The following is a 19,333-nucleotide window of genomic DNA, read 5'->3' on the forward strand; positions in this document are numbered from 1 at the left end:
AACGCACCTCTACAGCGGTTTGGTGAAGCGGAAATGGCTTTGCGTATACCCTTCACGAACATAAAAACGGTGCGCGTCCACGCGCTTCACGCTGGTGGAAAGCTCGGTCAGCTCGGCGCCTGCCTGCCGTGCGACGTCCTCTGCCCAGGCCAGCAGCTGGCTGCCCACTTTTAATCCACGCGCCTGCGGCATCACCACCAGTTCCTGGATCTCGCCGATCCAGCGGGCGTGATGCAGGTGAAACTGCATATGCAGGCCGATCATCCCGATGATCTGCCCGTCCAGCTCGGCCAGCTGGTAGCGCATATTGTGATCCTGCAAGTTGGCCAGATACCCGGCGTGAAACGCCTGATGATCGAACTCGGCCTGCTTAAGTTCGCAGATCAGCGCGTAAACGATCGGCGCATCGTCGGCGGTGGCGGGGCGAAGCTGGCAGTCAGGCATGTTGTTTCACCTTCTGGCGAATGAGCGATAGAAAGGTCTCGACTGACTGTAGCAAACTTCCGTCGTTATTGAGGAGATGGCAACCCGACGGGGTGTAACGCGCCGCCCGTTCCAGCCGCTGGTCGATCTCGCGCGCGTTTTCGCGCCCCCGCTTTTGCAGCCGGCTACGCAGAACGTCCGGGGAAACCTGCAAACAGACCGGGAGCAGCGCCGCTTCGTACCGGGCGCGAGCCTGCGGGAGATGCGCCCGCGAGCCGTTGACCAGCACGTCAAAGCCCGCGTGCAGCCAGAGGTCGATCTCGATGCCGACGCCATAGTAGTAACCGTTGGCATGCCAGCTCAGCGCCAGCAGGTTTTGCCCGGCGCGGGTAAAAAACTCCTGCTCGCTCAGGGCGATATGGTTTTCACTCCCGGCGTTTGCCGCGCGGGTAATGTAGCGGTGCGCTACCAGCAGCTGTGAATGTTCCCGCTGCCGTAACGCCGACAGCAGGCTGTCCTTCCCGGAGCCGGACGGGCCCATTAACCAGATGAGTCTTCCCATCAGAACACCCTTTTTCCCTGACGCCAGACGTGGTCGATATGAACGTGCTCGCCCTTGCGGTGCGCCAGCACCAGGTCTGCCCGTTTGCCTTCGGCAATCTCACCGCGATCGTGAAGGTTGAGCGCGCTGGCCGGGTTTTTTGTCACCAGGCGAATCGCCTGTGGCAGCGTGAAGCTGTTGCCCTCATCGTCCGCCACCCGGAACGCCGCGTCCAGCAGGCTGGCGGGGTAATAGTCAGAGGAGAGGATATCCAGCAGGCCGAGCGAGGCGAGCTTGCTTGCCGCCACGTTGCCGGAGTGCGACCCGCCGCGTACGATGTTCGGCGCGCCCATCAGGACGTTCATGCCATGCTTACGCGATGCTTCTGCCGCCTCGAACGTGGTGGGAAATTCGGCGATCACGCTCCCAAGCTGGTGGGATTCGCGCACGTGATCGTGCGTGGCGTCATCATGGCTGGCCAGGGCAATATTACGGTCCCGGCACATAGCGGCAATGGAGAGGCGATTCGGCTGCGACCACTGGGCCGCCAGCGCCAGCTGCTCTTCTTCGTAACGGGCCATCTCCGCGTCGCTGAGAGAATATTTGCCCTGATAGTATTCGCGATACTTTTCAATGTTGGCGAACTGGCGCTGTCCCGGCGAGTGATCCATCAGGGAAACCAGCGAGACCGGCTCGCGGCCCACCAGCTTCTCAAACAGCGGCAGGGTGGTGTGGTGCGGCAGCTCGCAGCGCAGGTGCAGGCGGTGCTCGGCGCGGTTGAGGCCGCGCTTTTGCGTCTCCTCCACGGCGTTGATCATCTTCTCCAGGTTCTCCAGGCGATCGCCGCCGTCGCGCACGTCGCCGATCGCCACCGCGTCCAGCACCGTGGTGATGCCGCTGGCGACCATCAGCGCGTCGTGGCTGCTCATCGCTGAATGCGCAGGCCAGTCCACCTTCGGGCGCGGGGTGAAGAATTTATCGAGATTATCGGTATGCAGCTCAATCAGCCCCGGTAGCAGCCAGCCGCCTTCGCCGTCCATCGCGTCCGGTGAGCGGCTCTGGGTTTCGGCAAAGGCGCGGATGACACCGTCCCGCACCTCAACCGAGCCGTTCACGACCTCATTTTCCAGCACCAGCCTGACATTATTGATAATCATACGTTTGTCCCCATCGGGTGCAGTCTGTCCGCCACGCGATGGCGTACGGCGTCGTCGTGGAAGATCCCGACGATCGCCGCGCCGCGCGCTTTGGCCTGTTCGATCAGTTCTATCACCGCTGCGCTGTTTTTACTGTCGAGCGAGGCGGTGGGTTCATCCAGGAGTAAAATCGGGTAATCGACGATAAAGCCGCGGGCGATGTTGACGCGCTGCTGCTCGCCGCCGGAAAAGGTCGACGGGGCGAGGTGCCACAGACGCTCCGGTACGTTGAGACGCGTCAGCAGGCTGGCGGCTTTAGCGGCGCAGGTTTCGCGCGGCACGCCGAGATCCAGCAGAGGCTGCATGACCACGTCCAGGGCGGAGATCCGCGGGATCACTCGCAGGAACTGGCTGACCCAGCCGATCGTCGAGCGGCGTACTTCCAGCACTTTGCGCGCGGGAGCCTGGACCAGATCAACCCATTCATTGTTATGGCGGATATGGATATGGCCTTCGTCCGGCAGATAATTGGCGTACAGGGAGCGCAGCAGGGTGGATTTTCCGCTGCCGGAATGGCCATGCAGCACCACGCATTCGCCGTTGCTGACCTCTAATGAGGCATTTTGCAGTACCGGCAGGCGGACACCGTTTTGCTGGTGGAGCACAAAGGTTTTACTGACATTTTCAACGTGGATCATGTTGGCCTCTTAATTCTGTAATACCGAGGACACCAGCAGTTGGGTGTACGGATGATGGGGATCGTCGAGCACGCGGTCGGTCAGCCCACTTTCCACCACCTGACCCTGCTTCATCACCAGCAAGCGGTCCGCCAGCAGGCGCGCAACGCCTAAATCGTGGGTGACAATCACTACCGCCAGGTTCAGCTCCACCACCAGGCCGCGCAGCAGATCCAGCAGGCGCGCCTGCACGGAGACGTCCAGCCCACCGGTCGGTTCATCCATAAACACCAGCTTCGGATGGGTGACGAGATTGCGGGCAATCTGTAAACGCTGCTGCATGCCGCCGGAGAAGGTGGTCGGCAGGTCGTCGATGCGCGAGGCGGGAATTTCAACCTCTTCCAGCCAGTGCTGCGCCGTGGCGCGGATGTTGCCGTAGTGGCGCGCGCCGGTGGCCATCAGCCGTTCGCCGATGTTGCCCCCCGCCGAGACCTGGCGGCGCAGGCCATCCATCGGGTGCTGGTGCACCACGCCCCACTCGGTGCGCAGCAGGCGGCGGCGCTCGGCTTCGCTCATGCCATACAGCGACACGCCCTCATACAAAATGTCGCCATTCTGCGGCGTCAGGCGCGCGGAGATGGACTTCAGCAGGGTGGTTTTACCGGAGCCGGACTCGCCGACAATGCCCAGCACTTCGCCCGGCCACAGCTCAAACGACACGTCGCTAAAGCCTTTGCCCGGTGCATAAAGGTGAGTCAGGTTATTAACCGAAAGCAGCGGTTTCATTGGCTGTTCGCCTCGCTCTGTTGGCGGCAGTAATCGGTGTCGGAGCAGACAAACATCCGTTTGCCCGTGTCGTCCAGCACCACTTCATCCAGATAGCTATGCTTCGAGCCGCAGATGGCGCACGGCTCGTCCCACTCCTGCACCGTAAACGGGTGATCGTCAAAATCCAGGCTCTCCACACGGGTGTACGGCGGTACGGCGTAGATGCGTTTTTCCCGTCCGGCACCAAAAAGTTGCAGGGCGGGCATCATGTCCATCTTCGGGTTATCGAATTTCGGGATCGGCGACGGGTCCATCACGTAGCGGCCGTTCACCTTCACCGGATAGGCGTAGGTGGTGGCGATATGGCCGAAGCGGGCGATGTCCTCATACAGTTTGACCTGCATGATCCCGTACTCTTCCAGGGCGTGCATGGTGCGGGTTTCGGTTTCCCGCGGCTCGATAAAACGCAGCGGCTCCGGGATCGGCACCTGGAAAATCAAAATCTGATCTTCAGTCAGCGGGGTCTCCGGAATGCGGTGACGGGTCTGGATCAGCGTCGCGTCTTCGGTTTTTTCAGTGGTGTTGACGCCCGTTACGCGCTTAAAGAAGTTGCGGATCGACACGGCGTTGGTGGTGTCGTCTGCCCCCTGGTCGATGACCTTCAGCACGTCCGCTTCGCCGATCACGCTGGCGGTGATCTGAATACCGCCGGTGCCCCAGCCGTAGGGCATCGGCATTTCGCGGCCGCCGAACGGCACCTGGTAGCCGGGGATCGCCACAGCCTTAAGGATGGCGCGGCGGATCATGCGTTTAGTTTGCTCGTCCAGATAGGCAAAGTTGTAGCCGCTTAAGTTAGCCATTGGCGCGCTCCCGTTGCAGGCGTTTCAGCAGTTCCAGTTCGGCCTGGAAATCGACGTAGTGCGGCAGCTTGAGGTGCGAGACAAAGCCGGCGGCCTCAACGTTATCCGCGTGGGCCAGCACGAACTCTTCGTCCTGTGCCGGGCCGGCAATATGCTCGCCGTAGTCCGGCGCCTGGAGCGCACGGTCAACCAGCGCCATCGCCATCGCCTTGCGCTCGCTCAGGCCATACACCAGCCCGTAGCCGCGGGTAAAATGCGGATCTTCATTCTCTGGCGCGACAAAACCGTTGACCATTTCGCACTCGGTCATCAGCAGTTCGCCGATGTTCACCGCAAAACCCAGCTCTTCCGGCACAATTTCGACATCGAGATAACCGCTGCGGATCTCTGCCGCGAACGGGTGGTTGCGCCCGTAGCCGCGCTGCGTGGAGTAGGCCAGCGCCAGCAGATACCCTTCATCGCCGCGCATCAGCTGTTGCAGGCGGGACGAGCGCGAACAGGGATAGACCGGCGGCGTGCGAGTGATGTCATCCGGTGTGCTGCCGGTGTTTTCTTCCGCCTTCGCCAGCCCCTGGTTTGCCAGCAGGCTAAAGACGTGCGGGGAGGCGTCTTGTTCAGCGTCAGAGACGCTGAGCTGCGGTGTTTCACCGTTCGCCAGTAGACTGAAGTCCAGCAGGCGATGGGTGTAGTCGTAGGTCGGACCAAGCAGCTGGCCGCCAGGAATATCTTTGTACACCGCAGAAATACGGCGCTCTAAACGCATTTCCGCCGTTTTCACCGGCTCGCTTACCGCCAGCTTCGCAAGCGTAGTGCGGTAAGCGCGCAGCAGGAAAATGGCTTCCACGTTATCGCCGCTGGCCTGTTTCAGCGCCAGCGCCGCCAGCTCGCGGTCTGCGATGCCGCCTTCGGTCATCACGCGGTCGACGGCCAGGTTTAACTGCTGTTCAATCTGGGCGACGCTCAGCTCGGGTAAGGCGTCATCCCCCCGGCGTCTGTGCGCCTGCAAGGCATGGGCGGCGGCGATCGCCTTCTCGCCCCCTTTGACGGCAACGTACATCAGCACACCTCCACGTGAGTGGTTCTCGGGATCGCCAGCAGGCGCTCGCCGCAGGTCAGGATCAGGTCGATACCGAGCGGGAACGGATGCGGGCGCTCGGTCAGCTCATGAATGATGCACTCCGGCAGCTGGGGGGCGACCATCCGCTCGTCGGCGATCCCTGCCCCCGTCAGGCGTAGCATGCGGCCACCGCTCAGGCTGGAGACCTGCAAAATCAGCGTAGCGCTGGTTTCCGGTGCGACGGCGCTGCCTTCGCTCAGGGCATTAAGTTGTTCATGGCTGATTTGCTCGTCGGCCACGGCGAAGACCGCCTGCTGGGGCTGCTCGACCAGCGGCGCGTTGGTGTGAAAGCGCAGGTTCTGGCTGGCGATATCGTTCAGCAATGCCCCTGACAGCCATACCGGGGTGTCGTTGTCCGCCAGCGTCAGCAGCACGCTGGTAGAGGCGAGGTTCAGCGGCAGCCAGCCCTGGGAGAGCTGGTGCAGCGAGACAATGACGCCCGGCTCGCTCATGGCTTTCAGCAGGCGACGGAAACTCTGTTGGGCATCCTGGACGGCCAGGGTAAAAGCAGGTTGAAGCGTCATGCGTTGTCTCCGCGAACGAGCGTAAAGAAGTCGACCCGGCTGGTATTTACTTCGGCCTGACGCGCGGCAAAGCGTGCGGCGCGGTCAGCTTCCAGTGGGGCAATAAGGGTTTCCATTAACGTCTGAAAATGCGGCTGTTCCTGTAAAAGCGCGTCGATCGCTGCGCAGCGCTCGGCGTGCGTTTTGTCGCGCCCAAGTACGTAGCCGTAGCCCAGCGTGCCGCTTTTCAGGCGGATCACCGCGCGGGTGAGGGTGGCATCGCCGGCGAAGAAGCGCTCGCCGGTGCCGCCCATGCGTGCCTGGATCTGCACCAGGCCGATCTCCGGCGCGCGGATCGTGTCGTAATCCGGCGTCAGGCCGAGCGCGTTCATGCGGGCAGCCAGCGCAGCAGGCTGGCTGTGGGCCAGCACGCGCATCCAGCGCTGACGAGTGGAGGTGTCGAAGTGCATTCAGTGCTCCATGGTAAATTCAATCATGTCGGCGCGGGTCAGGCTGACGGAGTATTCCGTTGCGTTGACGTCGCCGTCACGGTGGTTGAGGGTGCGCACGCAGAGCAGCGGGGCCATGTTGGGGATCTCCAGCACCTTGCTCTCTTTCGCCTGCGCGCGGCGGGCGCTGATGCGCGTCTGGGTGCGTTTGAGCACGATACCCGTCGCGTCCTGAAGAAAATCATGCAGGGAACCGCTGGCGAAATGTTGCAGAACGGGCCAGAGGGTGAGGTCCGCGAAGTAGTGGTCGATCTGACAGACCGCCACGCCGTTCACCCGGCGCAACGTGCGCAGGTGAACGACGTTGTCGCCCTCCTGAATCCCCAGCGCGTCCGCCACGTGGCGGGAGGCCGGGCGCAGGACAGACAGCAGCTTTTCGCTGGTGGGGTGGCTGCCCTGATCGAGAAGGTTCTGGCTAAAACGCGCCTGGGCATTAAGCGGGTAGTCAAACGGACGCATCAGCACCAGCACGCCGACGCCCTGACGACGCTGGACCCAGCCGCGCTCCACCAGTTGATCGATGGCACGACGCAGGGTGTGACGATTCACTTCGTAGCGGTCGGCAAGCTGCTGCTCGGCAGGCAGGTAGTCTCCGCAGCGATAGTGCGTGCGCAGCTCCACTTCGAGCTTTGCCGCAATCTCTTGCCAGCGGGTGGGGTAACTGGTCGGATGTCTGGATAAGTGCATACCAATCAAAGCCTCGCTTCTCAGATGAAGTGCTTACGCAAACGTTGAGAGAGGAAATCCAGCAGGCTGACGGTGACGATGATGAGCGCCATCAGGGCGCAGGTTTGCTGGAACTGGAAACCACGAATCGCTTCCCACAGGGTGACGCCAATGCCGCCTGCGCCCACCATGCCGACCACGGTGGCGGAGCGAACGTTGGACTCGAAGCGGTACAGGGAATAGGAGATGAGCAACGGCATCACCTGCGGCAGGACGCCGTACAGGATCTCTTCGATTTTGTTCGCTCCGGTTGCCCGGATGCCTTCCACCGGGCCGGGCTCGATGGCTTCAACCGCTTCGGAGAGCAGCTTGGAGAGCACGCCGGTGGTGTGGATGAACAGCGCCATCACGCCCGCGAACGGACCCAGGCCGACGGCGACCACGAATAGCATCGCAAAGACCATTTCGTTGATGGCGCGACAGGCGTCCATCAGGCGGCGCATCGGCTGGTAAACCCACCATGGCACGATGTTTTCGGCGCTCATCAGGCCAAACGGAATGGAGAGGATCACGGCGAGGGCGGTGCCCCAGACGGCAATTTGCAGGGTGATCGCCATTTCACCGAGGTAGTCCTGCCACTGGCTGAAGTCCGGTGGGAAGAAGTCGGCGGCGAAGGTCGCCATGTTGCCTGAGTCCCTGAAGAGCAGCAGCGGATCCATCTCCGCGCCCTTCCAGGAGATAACGAGCACCGCCAGCAGAACAGCCCAGCTTATGAGCGAGAACCAGCTGCGTTTTGGCGGCGGGAGGGTGATGGTTTGCATGTTGGCTCCTTTGGGTTTAGTCCCCTCTCCCTTGAGGGAGAGGGAGAAAGGCGTTACTGCACCGCTTTATTCACGCTGGTCATGGCGCCGAGCGCGGCGGTCAGGCGGTCAAGATCGTCCAGCTGCGCCTGAATTTCCGACACTTTGCTGTTCTTCTCTTCGTCCTTCAGGCCTTTGTTGTCCTTCACGCCCTGCATCTGCTTGAACAGCGCCAGCTGGCGAATCGGCACCAGTTGCAAATCGCTGGACGCGCGGAACGGTGCCCAGCCCAGACGTGCCAGAACCGCTTTCTCTTCCGGCGTTTTGCCGTAGTTCATAAAGAAGTCGTAGACCTTGTCCTTGGTGTTCTCGGAGAGGTTTTTGCGCCACACGATCGGGTCGCCCGGGATCAGCGGTGATTTCCAGATAACCTTGATTTCCTTCAGCTTTTCCGGCGCGGAGGTCTTCAGCTTGTCGAGGTTTTCAGTGTTGTTGGTAGCAACGTCAACCTGCTTATTCGCCACGGCCAGGGCATTGGTTTCGTGGCTGGCGTTAACCGTGCGCTTAAAGTCGCTGGCGGAGACGTTGTTTTTCGCGAAGACGTAGTAGCCAGGGACGAGGAAGCCGGAGGTAGAGTTCGGGTCGCCGTTACCAAAGGTCAGCTCTTTGCGTTTGGCGAGCATGTCGTTGAGGTTGTTGATCGGGCTGTCTTTGTTAACGATCAGCACGCTCCAGTAGCCCGGAGAGCCGTCTGCCGCAACGGTCTGGGCGAACACCTGGCCGTTCGCGCGATCTACCGCTTCCATAGCAGAGAGGTTGCCATACCAGGCGATGTCGACTTTGTTGAAGCGCATTCCCTGAATGATGCCCGCGTAATCCGGGGCGAAGAACGCGTTCACTTTGATCCCCAGTTTGGTTTCCATATCTTTCAGGAACGGTTCCCACTGGGGTTTCAGGTTCTGCTGTGATTCTGTCGAAATGATGCCAAAGTTCAGTGCTTTTTCCTGCTCCTCGGCGTGGGCCGGGCTTAACAGGGTGCTGATGCTGAACATGCTGGTGAAGGCCAGCGCGGCAACCGTTTTATAGCTCATTTCCATTCCTCGTTATGGGTCGTTATGCAGCCTGCGCGCGCTCTTCGACGCGGTTTACGCTGCGGTAGAGATGGTCAAAACGTTCGTTATCAAACTGGTGGCTTGCGCCATCAAAGAACACATGTCCCTGACGCAGGGCGACGATGCGCTCGCAGTAGCGCAGGGCGTAATCCACCTGATGCAGCGTCACCACCACGGTGATGCCGTCGTTCTGATTGATGTCGCGCAGGGTTTCCATCACGATGCGGGCGGACTCCGGATCCAGCGAGGCGATAGGTTCATCGGCCAGGATAATTTTGGCTTTCTGCATCAGGGCGCGGGCAATGGCGACGCGCTGCTGCTGTCCGCCGGAGAGCGTGGAGACGCGCTGGTGGGCGAAATGCGCCATGCCGACGCGGGTCAGCGCCTGTAAGGCTTCTTGCTTCTGGGATAGGGAGAACCAGCGCAGGCAGGTGCGCCAGAACGGGGTGCTGCCGAGCGCGCCAATCAGCACGTTCTCGAGCACGGTCAGGCGGTTCACCAGGTTGAACTGCTGAAAGATATAGCCCGTCTGAGCGCGGCTTTTGCGAATATCGCTCGCCAGACGCCCCGCATGTTGCACGGTGTTCCCCAGCAGTTCGACGCGGCTTTCCGGCGTTTTGTCACAGGTAATCAGGCCGCTCAAGTGACGAAGAAGGGTGGATTTACCTGAACCAGACGGCCCCAACAGCGCCACCATTTCGCCCTGCTGGACGGTCAGATCAACGGCATGCAGCGCCTTGTTGTGATGGAAGGTTTTGCTCAGTTTCTCGACGCGAATGACAGTTTGCATGTGCCCGGCCTCACGATAAATGTGGCCTCATGCTGGCGCATCAATATGACATTCAGGTTAAGTGTTGGTTGCGGGAGTTTGAAGAGTTGAGGGGAGTTTGATGACAATCACCCTAGGCCCGGCCAGCGCAGCGCCACCGGGCGCTGTTGCCGGATGCGCTGCGCTTATGCGGCCTACGATTTAACGACGTTAATCATCCACGGCACGCCGTATTTATCGGTGACTTTCCCGAATCCGTGCGCCCAGAAAGTCTCCTGCCAGGCCATTTCGACATTGCCGCCATCAGAGAGGTTGTCGAACCAGCGTTTGCCTTCATCCACGTCCTGCGTGTCGAGCACCAGCGTAAATCCGGCGTACTGCGTGCTGCTACCGGGTGGCAGACCATCGCTCATCATGATATCGCTGCCGGCAATGCGGACATTAGAGTGGGCGATGGCGGTATCCGGGAAGTTCATGCCTGACGGACAGCCTTCTTCGCTGTTTTCGTCTTTGGGCATTTCGCCGAAGGTGATTTTGTAGAGGAGTTCTGCGCCGACGGCCTGCTGATAGAAGGCCGTCGCCTCCGCACAGTTGCCGGCGAAAGAGATGTAGGGACTTAACGGCATAATCTTTACCTCACGTAAGAAAAGCCCGTTAAGTGTAGTTCCCGAACGCCCGGTAAGCGAAGCGTCACCGGGCGGGACAATCAGTTCTTTTTCACGAACTCAGATTTCAGTTTCATCGGACCGAAGCCGTCAATTTTGCAGTCGATATTATGATCGCCTTCAACCAGACGGATATTTTTAACTTTAGTGCCGATCTTCAGCATGGAGGAGCTGCCTTTTACCTTAAGATCTTTCACAACGGTAACGCTGTCGCCGTCTGCCAGCAGGTTGCCATTCGCGTCTTTCACGATCAGCGCATCGCTGTCCTGCGCAGGCTCCGCATCGTTCCATTCATGGGCGCATTCCGGGCAAACGAACATGCCATTGTCTTCATAGGTGTATTCAGAATTGCATTTCGGGCAGTGTGGAAGTTGCATGTGGGTATCCTCAAAAGTGTTAACACGCTGGAAAACGCCAGCTAAATGACGGCAGTGTGCCGAAAAAGGCAGCGAGTATAACGCAAATCCCCACTTTTGTCGGTGATATTGTTTTATAAAAATAGCGCATAAATGCGCAAGCGATGACACGAACTGTCAGTGAATTAAGGGAAGCGTATGCCCTGAACGGCAGAGATCGTAATCATGCTAAATGTATCGAATATTTTATTACAGCAAATTGCTACGCTGTGCCATTTCGGATAAGGTGAAGGAACAAGCCGTTATTTATCTACCCTCCTCTGACGACATACATCTTTTGGCGTCAGGGAATACCTCTCTTTTTTGGTGGGTAAATAACGATGATATATCCTGATGTTTCCTGAAAATGCGTTTTGTCTATTCACTTTTGGCTTTCTGGCCAGGGGGTGTTTTACACGTATTACGAGGGTGGGTTTTAAATTCTCATTATCTTCAGTTAGTTGTATTAAATGAACATGTTTTCCATACGTGATCATATAAGCCTGAAAAGTATAATTAAAACATCGTGGCTTAATAAAAGTAATAAATTTGCGTTAAGGGAAGGCTTTTATCATGCACACACAGACCATATTTGAATTAAGCCAGGAAGCTGAACGTTTGTTACAGCTCGCTCTGAACAATCTTGATTCATTAAAATCTATGCCGATTGCAAAGCTGGATAGCACAACCGCTGCCATGAGCGGCGTTAATAACAACGTTTTGCCATTGCATTTTAGCGCACGAGGTGTCGACGCTCAGCAGGCGATGCTGAATAATGAATTACGCAAAATAACCCGCCTCGAAATGGTACTGGCGATTGTGGGTACCATGAAAGCGGGAAAATCGACCACCATTAATGCGATTGTGGGCACGGAAGTGCTGCCGAACCGCAATCGTCCGATGACGGCGCTTCCCACGCTGATCCGCCATACGCCGGGCCAGAAGGAGCCGGTGCTGCATTTTTTGCACGTTTCGCCCATCGATACCCTGATTACCCAGTTGCAGAAAAAACTGTGCGATAAAGATCGCGGCAAGCTGGCGCGGCGTCTGGAAATCGACAAGGACATGAATACGCTGCTGGAGCGCATAGAAAGAGGTGAGGCGTTTGAAAAACATCACCTGGGCGCGGAGCCCATCTTTCATTGTCTGAAAAGCCTGAACGATCTGGTGCGGCTTTCTCAGGCGCTGGGCGTGGAGTTTCCGTTCTCTGAGTATGCCGCGATTGAACATATTCCGGTGATTGAGGTGGAGTTTGTGCATCTCGCCGGTCTGGATGCGCACCTGGGGCAACTGACGCTGCTCGACACGCCGGGGCCGAACGAGGCCGGTCAGCCGCACCTGCAAAAAATGCTCAATGAGCAGTTGGCGCGCGCCTCCGCCGTTCTGGCGGTGATGGACTACACCCAGCTTAAATCCATTTCTGATGCTGAGGTTCGTCAGGCAATTTCGGCTGCCGGGAAATCCGTGCCGCTTTACGCCCTGGTCAACAAATTCGATCAGAAAGATCGTAATAGCGACGATGAAGAGCAGGTGCGGGCGATGATTTCCGGCACGCTGATGAAAGGGAATATTTCTCCGGGGCAAATTTATCCGGTCTCTTCCATGTGGGCCTATCTGGCAAACCGCGCCCGCTATGAGATGAACGTCCATGGGCGCCTTCCCGATCATCAGGATCAGCGTTGGGTACAGGATTTTGCCGAGGCCGCGCTGGGCCGCCGCTGGCGAACGGCCGACCTGGACGATATTGACCATATTCGCCATGCGGCGGATCTGCTGTGGGAGGATTCGCTGTTCGAACAGCCCATCCGCAAACTGATTTACGCGGCTTACGCCAACGCCTCACTGTTCGCTTTACGGTCGGCATCGCATAAGCTGCTGAACTATGCGCAAAATGCCAGAGAATACCTGGACTTTCGCCATCAGGGACTGACGGTCGCTTTTGATGAGCTGGAGCTGAATATTGCGCGCCTGGAAGAGGATATGACGATGCTGCGTCAGCGGCAGAGCGTGGTGAGCGATGAGGTCCAGCATGAAGTTGAAGAGGCGCTCAACGCAACGGATGCTTTTCTGCTTCGCCAGAAAGATGAACTTCACCAGGCGCTGGGCGACATTTTTAGCCGCCCGTCTATTCTTGACTTAGCAGGCCGCGAGCCATCCAGTTTGCGTGAAGACGACGCGGATGCGATCCAGCAGCTGGTGCTTGACGATGAAGGGCAGGCGCAGATTGTCCTGAGCAAGATCCGATCGTCATGCGAGCAGATTATGCTGAATGCGCAGAGCAGAATTGGCCGGGAGCTGGCGTTACGCTTCGATCAGCTGGAGTCTACGCTCGCCCGATCGTTGAATGAGGCGATGCGACCCATCGAGACGCGAATTAAGGAACAGCTCAGTCATGCCGGATTTCGGGCGCGGATTAGCTTCCCGGCGTTTCAGGCAAACCAGCTTAATTTCAATACGCGCGGGTTATTTAATGATGCCATTGTGCAGGACACCCCTCCCGCCAGTCAGCCAGCAGGGGCAGGCAGCGTACGTAATACCGTCTCGCGCTGGCTCAATAATCCCGGCTGGGGCTGGGAGGAGTATGTCGTGACGCGCACACGCTATGTCATCGACATCGCTCAGCTTCATGGCAAATTTACGCAACATACCGATCAGTTTTGCGATCAAATTCGTAAAGCTTTGGCCGCGCAGGTCGATGTCTCTGTTACGGCAGGTATGGCAACGTTCTTTGCAGAGTTTTCGTTGTGCCTGACCGGGTTACAGGAAAGCTTGCGTGATAGCCTTGCCGTTCGGCAGCAGAATGAGCATTCAACCCGGGCGCTTAGCCAGTTGTTGAAGCAAAGTATGACCACTGCGGCGTGGATTCAGGAAGATACCCGACTGTTACGCGATGATATTCAAACCTTATTCGCGGCAGAGCAACCATGACAACACAGCTACTGGACGGTCCCGGGCGGACGCTGGAGTGTATTCATCCAAAATTTATGGTCGATTTGGTCCAGGGGGCGGATGCTGCACGTCACGCTCTCCTGGGGCCACAGCAACTACAATTTCGTGAGCGTTTGACGCAGGAGATCATTACGCAGACCCGGCTGCGGCCGTGGGCAATGGCGGGAATGCTCAACGAAAATGCAGCACTGCGGCTGGGTCTGGCGGAGAAACTTGCCGGTATGCTCGACCCCGGACACCTTGCGCTGACCCGTATGTCCGACAGGCTGGTAGCCCTGCGCCAGCAGGTGAATCCACGCCTCCCTCAACCTCCCGGATTGTTGCAACAGTACGAGGAGCTCTCCGCACATTTCAACCAGCGTGCCGCCTATAAAGAGAAAGCGCTCGCGCAGCGCGGCCTTACGGTTCAGGCGGGTGAGCACAGCGAGCAAATTTTTACCCGCTGGCGAGCCGGGCAGTATGACGGCTGGTCGCTGGCTGGCCGCTGCTTTATCGTGCTGGAAGAGTTGCGCTGGGGGGCGTTTGGCGATGCCTGTCGTCTGGCGAATAGTGATGTGGCGGCCATGCTGAAAGATAACCTGCGCAGCATGGCCGCAAATTATCTGGCACAGGAGATTAATGCTTCTCCCACCACCCGGCATTTTTACCATCAGTGGCTGACGACGCCCGCTTCTCCCGGTCTGATTGATTATAAAGATATGCTGGGCTGGCTGGGGGACTGGTGTCAGGCGGATAAACATCCGGTGAGCTGGTCAGTGACGCAGAGCTGGCAAACGGTCGCGCTGGGAATGCCAAGACTCTGTTCGGCAAAACGGCTGGTGGATGGCATGGTGGAAGAGATATTTGGTACGTGATTGCCCCCCTCTTTTTAAAGAGGGGGGCGAAAGGGTTAGTGGTGCATTTCTACCGCTTCATGTTCTGTCCGGGACTCAGGCACATGCCCAAAGCGTCTGGCGTACAGTGCCGTGATGATAGGGACCAGAATTGCCGTCACAATCACGCTGGCGGCAACCAGAGCCGTGGCGGAAGCGGCTACGGGTTCAAAGGCCGGGTTAATCTGGGCGATAATCACCGGGTTGGCTACCGCAGCGCCTGCGGCCGAAGAGGCGGCCACACCCGCGGTTCCGTTGCCGCCCCCGATGACGCGGTCTGCAATAATCAGCGGAATACCCGTGATGACGATGACGGCAACACCCAGCACAATACCCAGCAGGCCGGTTTCCAGAATTACGTTCAGGTTGATGGTATTGCCCAACGCGAAGCCGAAGAACGGGATCAGTACCGGGGTGGCTTTGCTGAAGAAATCGCGCAGATCGTGATCGAGGTTACCCAGCGCAAAACCAATCAGGAACGGCAGGATCGCCCCGACAAAATGGTGTAGTTCAAAGGAGGCAAGGCCAGCAGAACCCAGAATCAACATCGTCATCAGTGGACCCGACTCCAGGGACATCAGCACGAACGCGCCCGATTCTTCTTTGGTGCCATATTGATTCATCAGGCTGGCATAGAGACCGCCGTTGGTCATATCCATTGCTGAGACAATGGCCAGAACGGATAATCCGGCGAAGAAGCCAGTCTGAATTCCATTCTCCGGAATGAACATCGCACAGATCATGGCAACAACCCAGGCGACCGCAATTTTAGTAATGACCAACGTCCCTGATTTACGTAATACCGTACCTGTTGCACGCAAGTTAATAGATGCGCCGATGCAAAAGAACCAGACTGCCAGAATCGGTACCGTTCCGGTGATCATACCTTTTGTAAAACCGCCAAAATAAGCACCGGTATTCGGGGCCAGCGTATTTAATATCGCGCCAAGTACCAGCGGGACCAGCATCATCCCGCCCGGGATGCGTTCTATAGTTGCTTTAATCTTCATCATTAACCCTCACATCTCGCCCGCGTGGCTGGCGGAAATCTCAAAAATAGATCAACAAATTCAGATGATTGCCTTTTTGGAGGCCAATCGATTCGTTACTTATGCTGTAAAGTGAAATTAAGGCGTTCAGTATTCCTTCATTTGAAAGCCGCTGAGATATCGTGTTCGGATTTATCATGCGATCTTTGGAATTGTGATTCAATCAAAACGAAACACTGTTTTAGTTATCTCCGTCACATATTGAATGGAAACAGGATTGCCCACGATTAATAATTAAATTTTGTGTAAATTCGCTGTGAAGAAATGTGATTGTATTTTGTTTGGGAATGAATAATAACGGGCGTTAAGATCTGTTTGATAAGGGGGTTGAGAATGACCTTACTTATCGTGAATTGACAAAAGCTGAAGGCATCTTACGAACAGGAAAAATATATGTGAAGTTGATCACATATATAAACGCTGGTAGGGTAAAAAGGTCTTTAACTGCCCAGACAGGCGTCAACAGGTTCGGTTGTATTGAGTTAAAACGTCAATGTAAGTAAACCTGCTACGCTTGAATAAGGAGATTCGCATGGAGCGGATCTCTGGTTCACAGCTTGCAAAATGCGCTGTGAAACGGACGGGGCTGAGTCTACGAGGAAAGCTATGCTTAGAAGGAAAAAAGTAAAACCCATCACGCTGCGCGATGTCACCATTATTGATGACGCGAAACTGCGCAAAGCGATTACAGCGGCCTCGCTCGGTAATGCGATGGAGTGGTTCGATTTTGGTGTTTACGGCTTTGTGGCCTATGCACTTGGTAAAGTGTTCTTCCCCGGTGCCGATCCCAGCTTGCAGATGATTGCCGCGCTGGGTACGTTCTCCGTTCCCTTCCTGATTCGCCCTCTTGGTGGTCTTTTCTTCGGCATGCTGGGTGATAAATATGGTCGCCAGAAAATCCTGGCTATTACCATTGTCATCATGTCGATAAGTACATTCTGTATCGGCCTTATTCCGTCGTATGCGACTATTGGTATATGGGCGCCGATTCTGCTGTTGATCTGTAAGATGGCGCAGGGCTTCTCCGTTGGCGGCGAATATACCGGTGCATCGATTTTTGTCGCCGAATATTCTCCGGACCGTAAACGCGGCTTTATGGGCAGCTGGCTGGACTTTGGTTCGATTGCCGGATTCGTCATGGGCGCGGGGGTTGTCGTTCTGATCTCAACCGTAGTGGGTGAAGAGAACTTCCTTGACTGGGGCTGGCGTATTCCGTTCTTCCTGGCGCTGCCGCTGGGCATCATTGGGCTTTACCTGCGTCACGCCCTGGAAGAGACGCCTGCGTTCCAGCAGCACGTTGAAAAGCTGGAGCAGGGTGACCGTGAAGGGTTACAGGATGGCCCGAAAGTGTCGTTCAAGGAGATTGCGACCAAACACTGGCGCAGCCTGCTGACCTGTATTGGTCTGGTGATTTCCACCAACGTCACCTATTACATGCTGCTGACCTACATGCCGAGCTACCTGTCGCATAACCTGCACTACTCGGAAGACCACGGTGTGCTGATTATTATCGCCATCATGGTAGGTATGCTGTTTGTGCAGCCGATTATGGGTCTGTTGAGCGACCGCTTTGGCCGTAAGCCATTCATTATTCTCGGCAGCGTCGCCTTGTTCGCACTGGCAATTCCGGCCTTTATTCTGATTAACAGCAATGTGCTGGGGCTGATTTTCGCCGGTCTGCTGATGCTGGCGGTGATCCTCAACTGCTTCATCGGGGTGATGGCTTCTACGCTGCCGGCAATGTTCCCGACGCATATTCGCTACAGTGCGCTGGCGGCAGCCTTTAATATCTCCGTTCTGATTGCGGGCCTGACGCCGACACTTGCTGCTTCACTGGTGGAGAGCACGCAAAACCTGATGATGCCTGCTTACTATCTGATGGTCATTGCGGTGGTCGGCCTGATTACCGGTATTACCATGAAGGAGACGGCGAATCGTCCCCTGAAAGGGGCAACGCCTGCGGCGTCTGATATTCAGGAAGCGAAAGAGATCCTGCGTGAGCACTACGATAATGTAGAGCAGAAGATTGAAGATATTGACGCAGAGATCGAGGCGCTCCAGAAAAAACGTTCTCGCCTGGTTGACCAGCATCCGAGAATTAACGAGTGATAAAAAAACCCGCCGCTGGCGGGTTTTCTTTTATTAGCATCCTGCGGCGATGTAGTCGCCGCCAGCGCTGACGGGGATCACCGTCAGGAACAGGACCGTCGCGAACAGTATCAGAACAACCCCTCCGGCAATTTTGACCATCGGCATTATCCAGTTCAGGGACGTGCCGCCACCAAACCAGGCTACTGTGCGTTCACGTGCGTAACGTACTGCCAGCGACAGCCCCATAATCGACAGCGCCGTGCCCAGCGACATTGTCATCACAGCAGCAATCCCCCAGCTAATAATGCCGAGCGCATTCGAGAACATCAGGATCATAATTGCCCCGCTGCACGGGCGTGCGCCTATGGCCAGCACCACGCCCAGACGGGTTTTCCAGTCGCTTTTAGCCAGATCCACCCCTACGCCGTGATGGCCGCAGCCACAATGTTCATTATGCTGGTGAAGCGGCTTGATGGCGCTAATCGCCATTTTGCGCGGACGCAGGCTGCTGAGCGCCTGATAAATGATAAATGCACCGAAGGCGGCAATCAGTAGGGCGCTGATTTTCTCGACGTACCAACGGCTGGTGCTGATATCCCCTGACGCGAGGTTCAATCCAACCGCCAGGATAAAGACAAAGGCGATTGCGCTGACGCCCTGCATCAGGCTACCGATAAACGGTACGACGCGCGCCGCGAGCTGGCTCTCTTTATTGGTGGTGAGATACGTGGTGACGATGAATTTGCCGTGTCCCGGTCCAACGGCATGGAGGACACCATAAAGAAACGCACCGGTTAACAACCACAGCCCACCGCTGTACTGATGATTATTAAGTTGCAGCAAATACATCACCAGATAACGGTGCAGGGTGATCTGGGTGGCGAGGCACCACTGAATAAAAGCATTCCAGTGCTCATGCAGTGCAAAACCTGCCATAAGTAACACCAGCACGGCGAGCCCGGCGGTTGGGAGACGCCAGTCACGTTGAAGTCGTTGTGTCGTCATGAGGTTGACCCGCGAGAGAAATATTTGCCGCTAGTATAGTGTTCAAATCGCTGGATCACACCGGGATCGTCAATAGATTGTGGATAAGTCTGTGCGTAAAAAGGTATAAGGCGGGGTTTTGCTGGGGAATACAGCAGTCAGTCATTTTTTTGCAACTTTTCTGTTGCGGTCGCTCGGGAACTCCCTATAATGCGCCTCCATCGACACGGCGGATGTGAATCACTTCACAAACAACCCGGTCGGCTAAAGAGAAAAAATCCTGAAAATCAGGGTTGACTCTGAAAGAGGAAAGCGTAATATACGCCACCTCGCAACGGTGAGCGGAAGCCGCGTTGCACTGCTCTTTAACAATTTATCAGACAATCTGTGTGGGCACTCAAAGTGACATGGATTCTTAACGTCCTCGGACGATAAATGAATACCAAG

20 protein-coding genes are annotated in these 19,333 nt (G+C 56.9%); 3 read left to right on the forward strand and 17 right to left on the reverse strand.

Annotated features, from left to right (window positions below; genetic code table 11):
- Nucleotides 1-9: 9 nt before the first annotated feature.
- The 15 genes from phnO to BFV63_RS01815 all read right to left on the reverse strand — a co-directional run bounded on the left by phnO (nucleotide 10) and on the right by BFV63_RS01815 (nucleotide 10,923).
- A complete protein-coding gene (gene phnO, locus BFV63_RS01745) occupies nucleotides 10-444 on the reverse strand; it encodes an aminoalkylphosphonate N-acetyltransferase (RefSeq protein ID WP_015570217.1) in 435 nt (144 codons plus the stop codon).
- A complete protein-coding gene (gene phnN, locus BFV63_RS01750) occupies nucleotides 437-988 on the reverse strand; it encodes a ribose 1,5-bisphosphokinase (protein ID WP_086527943.1) in 552 nt (183 codons plus the stop codon). The genes phnO and phnN overlap by 8 nt, the downstream gene beginning before the upstream one ends.
- A complete protein-coding gene (phnM, locus tag BFV63_RS01755) occupies nucleotides 985-2,121 on the reverse strand; it encodes an alpha-D-ribose 1-methylphosphonate 5-triphosphate diphosphatase (RefSeq protein ID WP_003860229.1) in 1,137 nt (378 codons plus the stop codon). The genes phnN and phnM overlap by 4 nt, the downstream gene beginning before the upstream one ends.
- Nucleotides 2,118-2,798 carry a phosphonate C-P lyase system protein PhnL gene (gene phnL / locus BFV63_RS01760; protein ID WP_003860227.1) on the reverse strand — a complete coding sequence of 227 codons (681 nt, stop codon included), beginning with the start codon at nucleotides 2,796-2,798 and terminating at the stop codon, nucleotides 2,118-2,120. Before phnL ends, phnM begins: the two co-directional genes overlap by 4 nt.
- A 9-nt stretch (nucleotides 2,799-2,807) precedes the next feature.
- Entirely contained in the window at nucleotides 2,808-3,563 is a 756-nt protein-coding gene (gene phnK / locus BFV63_RS01765) for a phosphonate C-P lyase system protein PhnK (protein WP_003860225.1), read from the reverse strand.
- Entirely contained in the window at nucleotides 3,560-4,405 is an 846-nt protein-coding gene (phnJ, locus tag BFV63_RS01770) for an alpha-D-ribose 1-methylphosphonate 5-phosphate C-P-lyase PhnJ (protein ID WP_006810438.1), read from the reverse strand. Before phnJ ends, phnK begins: the two co-directional genes overlap by 4 nt.
- Nucleotides 4,398-5,462 (reverse strand): carbon-phosphorus lyase complex subunit, encoded by a 1,065-nt coding sequence (locus BFV63_RS01775; RefSeq protein ID WP_048241526.1) that lies wholly within the window; start codon nucleotides 5,460-5,462, stop codon nucleotides 4,398-4,400. Before BFV63_RS01775 ends, phnJ begins: the two co-directional genes overlap by 8 nt.
- Nucleotides 5,462-6,046, reverse strand: coding sequence for a phosphonate C-P lyase system protein PhnH (gene phnH / locus BFV63_RS01780; protein WP_003860219.1), 585 nt, complete (start codon nucleotides 6,044-6,046; stop codon nucleotides 5,462-5,464). Before phnH ends, BFV63_RS01775 begins: the two co-directional genes overlap by 1 nt.
- Nucleotides 6,043-6,495 carry a phosphonate C-P lyase system protein PhnG gene (gene phnG, locus BFV63_RS01785; RefSeq protein ID WP_045331407.1) on the reverse strand — a complete coding sequence of 151 codons (453 nt, stop codon included), beginning with the start codon at nucleotides 6,493-6,495 and terminating at the stop codon, nucleotides 6,043-6,045. The genes phnH and phnG overlap by 4 nt, the downstream gene beginning before the upstream one ends.
- The gene (gene phnF, locus BFV63_RS01790) at nucleotides 6,496-7,221 is read right to left on the reverse strand and encodes a phosphonate metabolism transcriptional regulator PhnF (RefSeq protein WP_003860215.1); all 726 of its coding nucleotides are present in this window, start codon (nucleotides 7,219-7,221) and stop codon (nucleotides 6,496-6,498) included.
- Nucleotides 7,222-7,241: 20 nt separating this feature from the next.
- On the reverse strand, nucleotides 7,242-8,021 hold the full coding sequence (gene phnE, locus BFV63_RS01795; RefSeq protein WP_048241524.1) for a phosphonate ABC transporter, permease protein PhnE: 780 nt from the start codon (nucleotides 8,019-8,021) through the stop codon (nucleotides 7,242-7,244).
- Nucleotides 8,022-8,074: 53 nt separating this feature from the next.
- Nucleotides 8,075-9,091, reverse strand: coding sequence for a phosphonate ABC transporter substrate-binding protein (gene phnD, locus BFV63_RS01800; protein WP_023324026.1), 1,017 nt, complete (start codon nucleotides 9,089-9,091; stop codon nucleotides 8,075-8,077).
- 22 nt (nucleotides 9,092-9,113) lie between these two features.
- Nucleotides 9,114-9,902, reverse strand: coding sequence for a phosphonate ABC transporter ATP-binding protein (phnC, locus tag BFV63_RS01805; protein ID WP_032608263.1), 789 nt, complete (start codon nucleotides 9,900-9,902; stop codon nucleotides 9,114-9,116).
- Between the two features lie 173 nt (nucleotides 9,903-10,075).
- The gene (yjdN, locus tag BFV63_RS01810) at nucleotides 10,076-10,507 is read right to left on the reverse strand and encodes a VOC family metalloprotein YjdN (RefSeq protein ID WP_003860208.1); all 432 of its coding nucleotides are present in this window, start codon (nucleotides 10,505-10,507) and stop codon (nucleotides 10,076-10,078) included.
- An 80-nt stretch (nucleotides 10,508-10,587) separates the two neighbouring features.
- On the reverse strand, nucleotides 10,588-10,923 hold the full coding sequence (locus tag BFV63_RS01815; protein ID WP_003860206.1) for a zinc ribbon domain-containing protein YjdM: 336 nt from the start codon (nucleotides 10,921-10,923) through the stop codon (nucleotides 10,588-10,590).
- A gap of 591 nt (nucleotides 10,924-11,514) precedes the next feature.
- On the opposite strand from BFV63_RS01815, the gene crfC reads away from it, so the two are divergent.
- On the forward strand, nucleotides 11,515-13,869 hold the full coding sequence (crfC, locus tag BFV63_RS01820; protein ID WP_032608264.1) for a clamp-binding protein CrfC: 2,355 nt from the start codon (nucleotides 11,515-11,517) through the stop codon (nucleotides 13,867-13,869).
- Complete coding sequence (locus tag BFV63_RS01825) at nucleotides 13,866-14,744, forward strand: diguanylate cyclase regulator RdcB family protein (protein ID WP_048209967.1); 879 nt, start codon at nucleotides 13,866-13,868, stop codon at nucleotides 14,742-14,744. Before crfC ends, BFV63_RS01825 begins: the two co-directional genes overlap by 4 nt.
- A gap of 35 nt (nucleotides 14,745-14,779) precedes the next feature.
- On the opposite strand, the gene kdgT is transcribed toward BFV63_RS01825, so the two are convergent.
- On the reverse strand, nucleotides 14,780-15,772 hold the full coding sequence (gene kdgT, locus BFV63_RS01830; RefSeq protein ID WP_003860201.1) for a 2-keto-3-deoxygluconate transporter: 993 nt from the start codon (nucleotides 15,770-15,772) through the stop codon (nucleotides 14,780-14,782).
- Nucleotides 15,773-16,417: 645 nt separating this feature from the next.
- Here kdgT and proP point away from each other — a divergent pair.
- Nucleotides 16,418-17,920 (forward strand): glycine betaine/L-proline transporter ProP, encoded by a 1,503-nt coding sequence (gene proP, locus BFV63_RS01835; protein ID WP_003860199.1) that lies wholly within the window; start codon nucleotides 16,418-16,420, stop codon nucleotides 17,918-17,920.
- A 33-nt stretch (nucleotides 17,921-17,953) separates the two neighbouring features.
- Here the strand turns inward: proP and BFV63_RS01840 are convergent, their stop codons facing one another.
- Nucleotides 17,954-18,907: a nickel/cobalt transporter gene (locus BFV63_RS01840; RefSeq protein ID WP_032608267.1), complete on the reverse strand. Its 954-nt coding sequence runs from the start codon at nucleotides 18,905-18,907 to the stop codon at nucleotides 17,954-17,956.
- Nucleotides 18,908-19,333 lie beyond the last annotated feature (426 nt).

The organism is Enterobacter hormaechei subsp. xiangfangensis (genome assembly GCF_001729785.1).
GTDB classification, from domain to species: domain Bacteria; phylum Pseudomonadota; class Gammaproteobacteria; order Enterobacterales; family Enterobacteriaceae; genus Enterobacter; species Enterobacter hormaechei_C.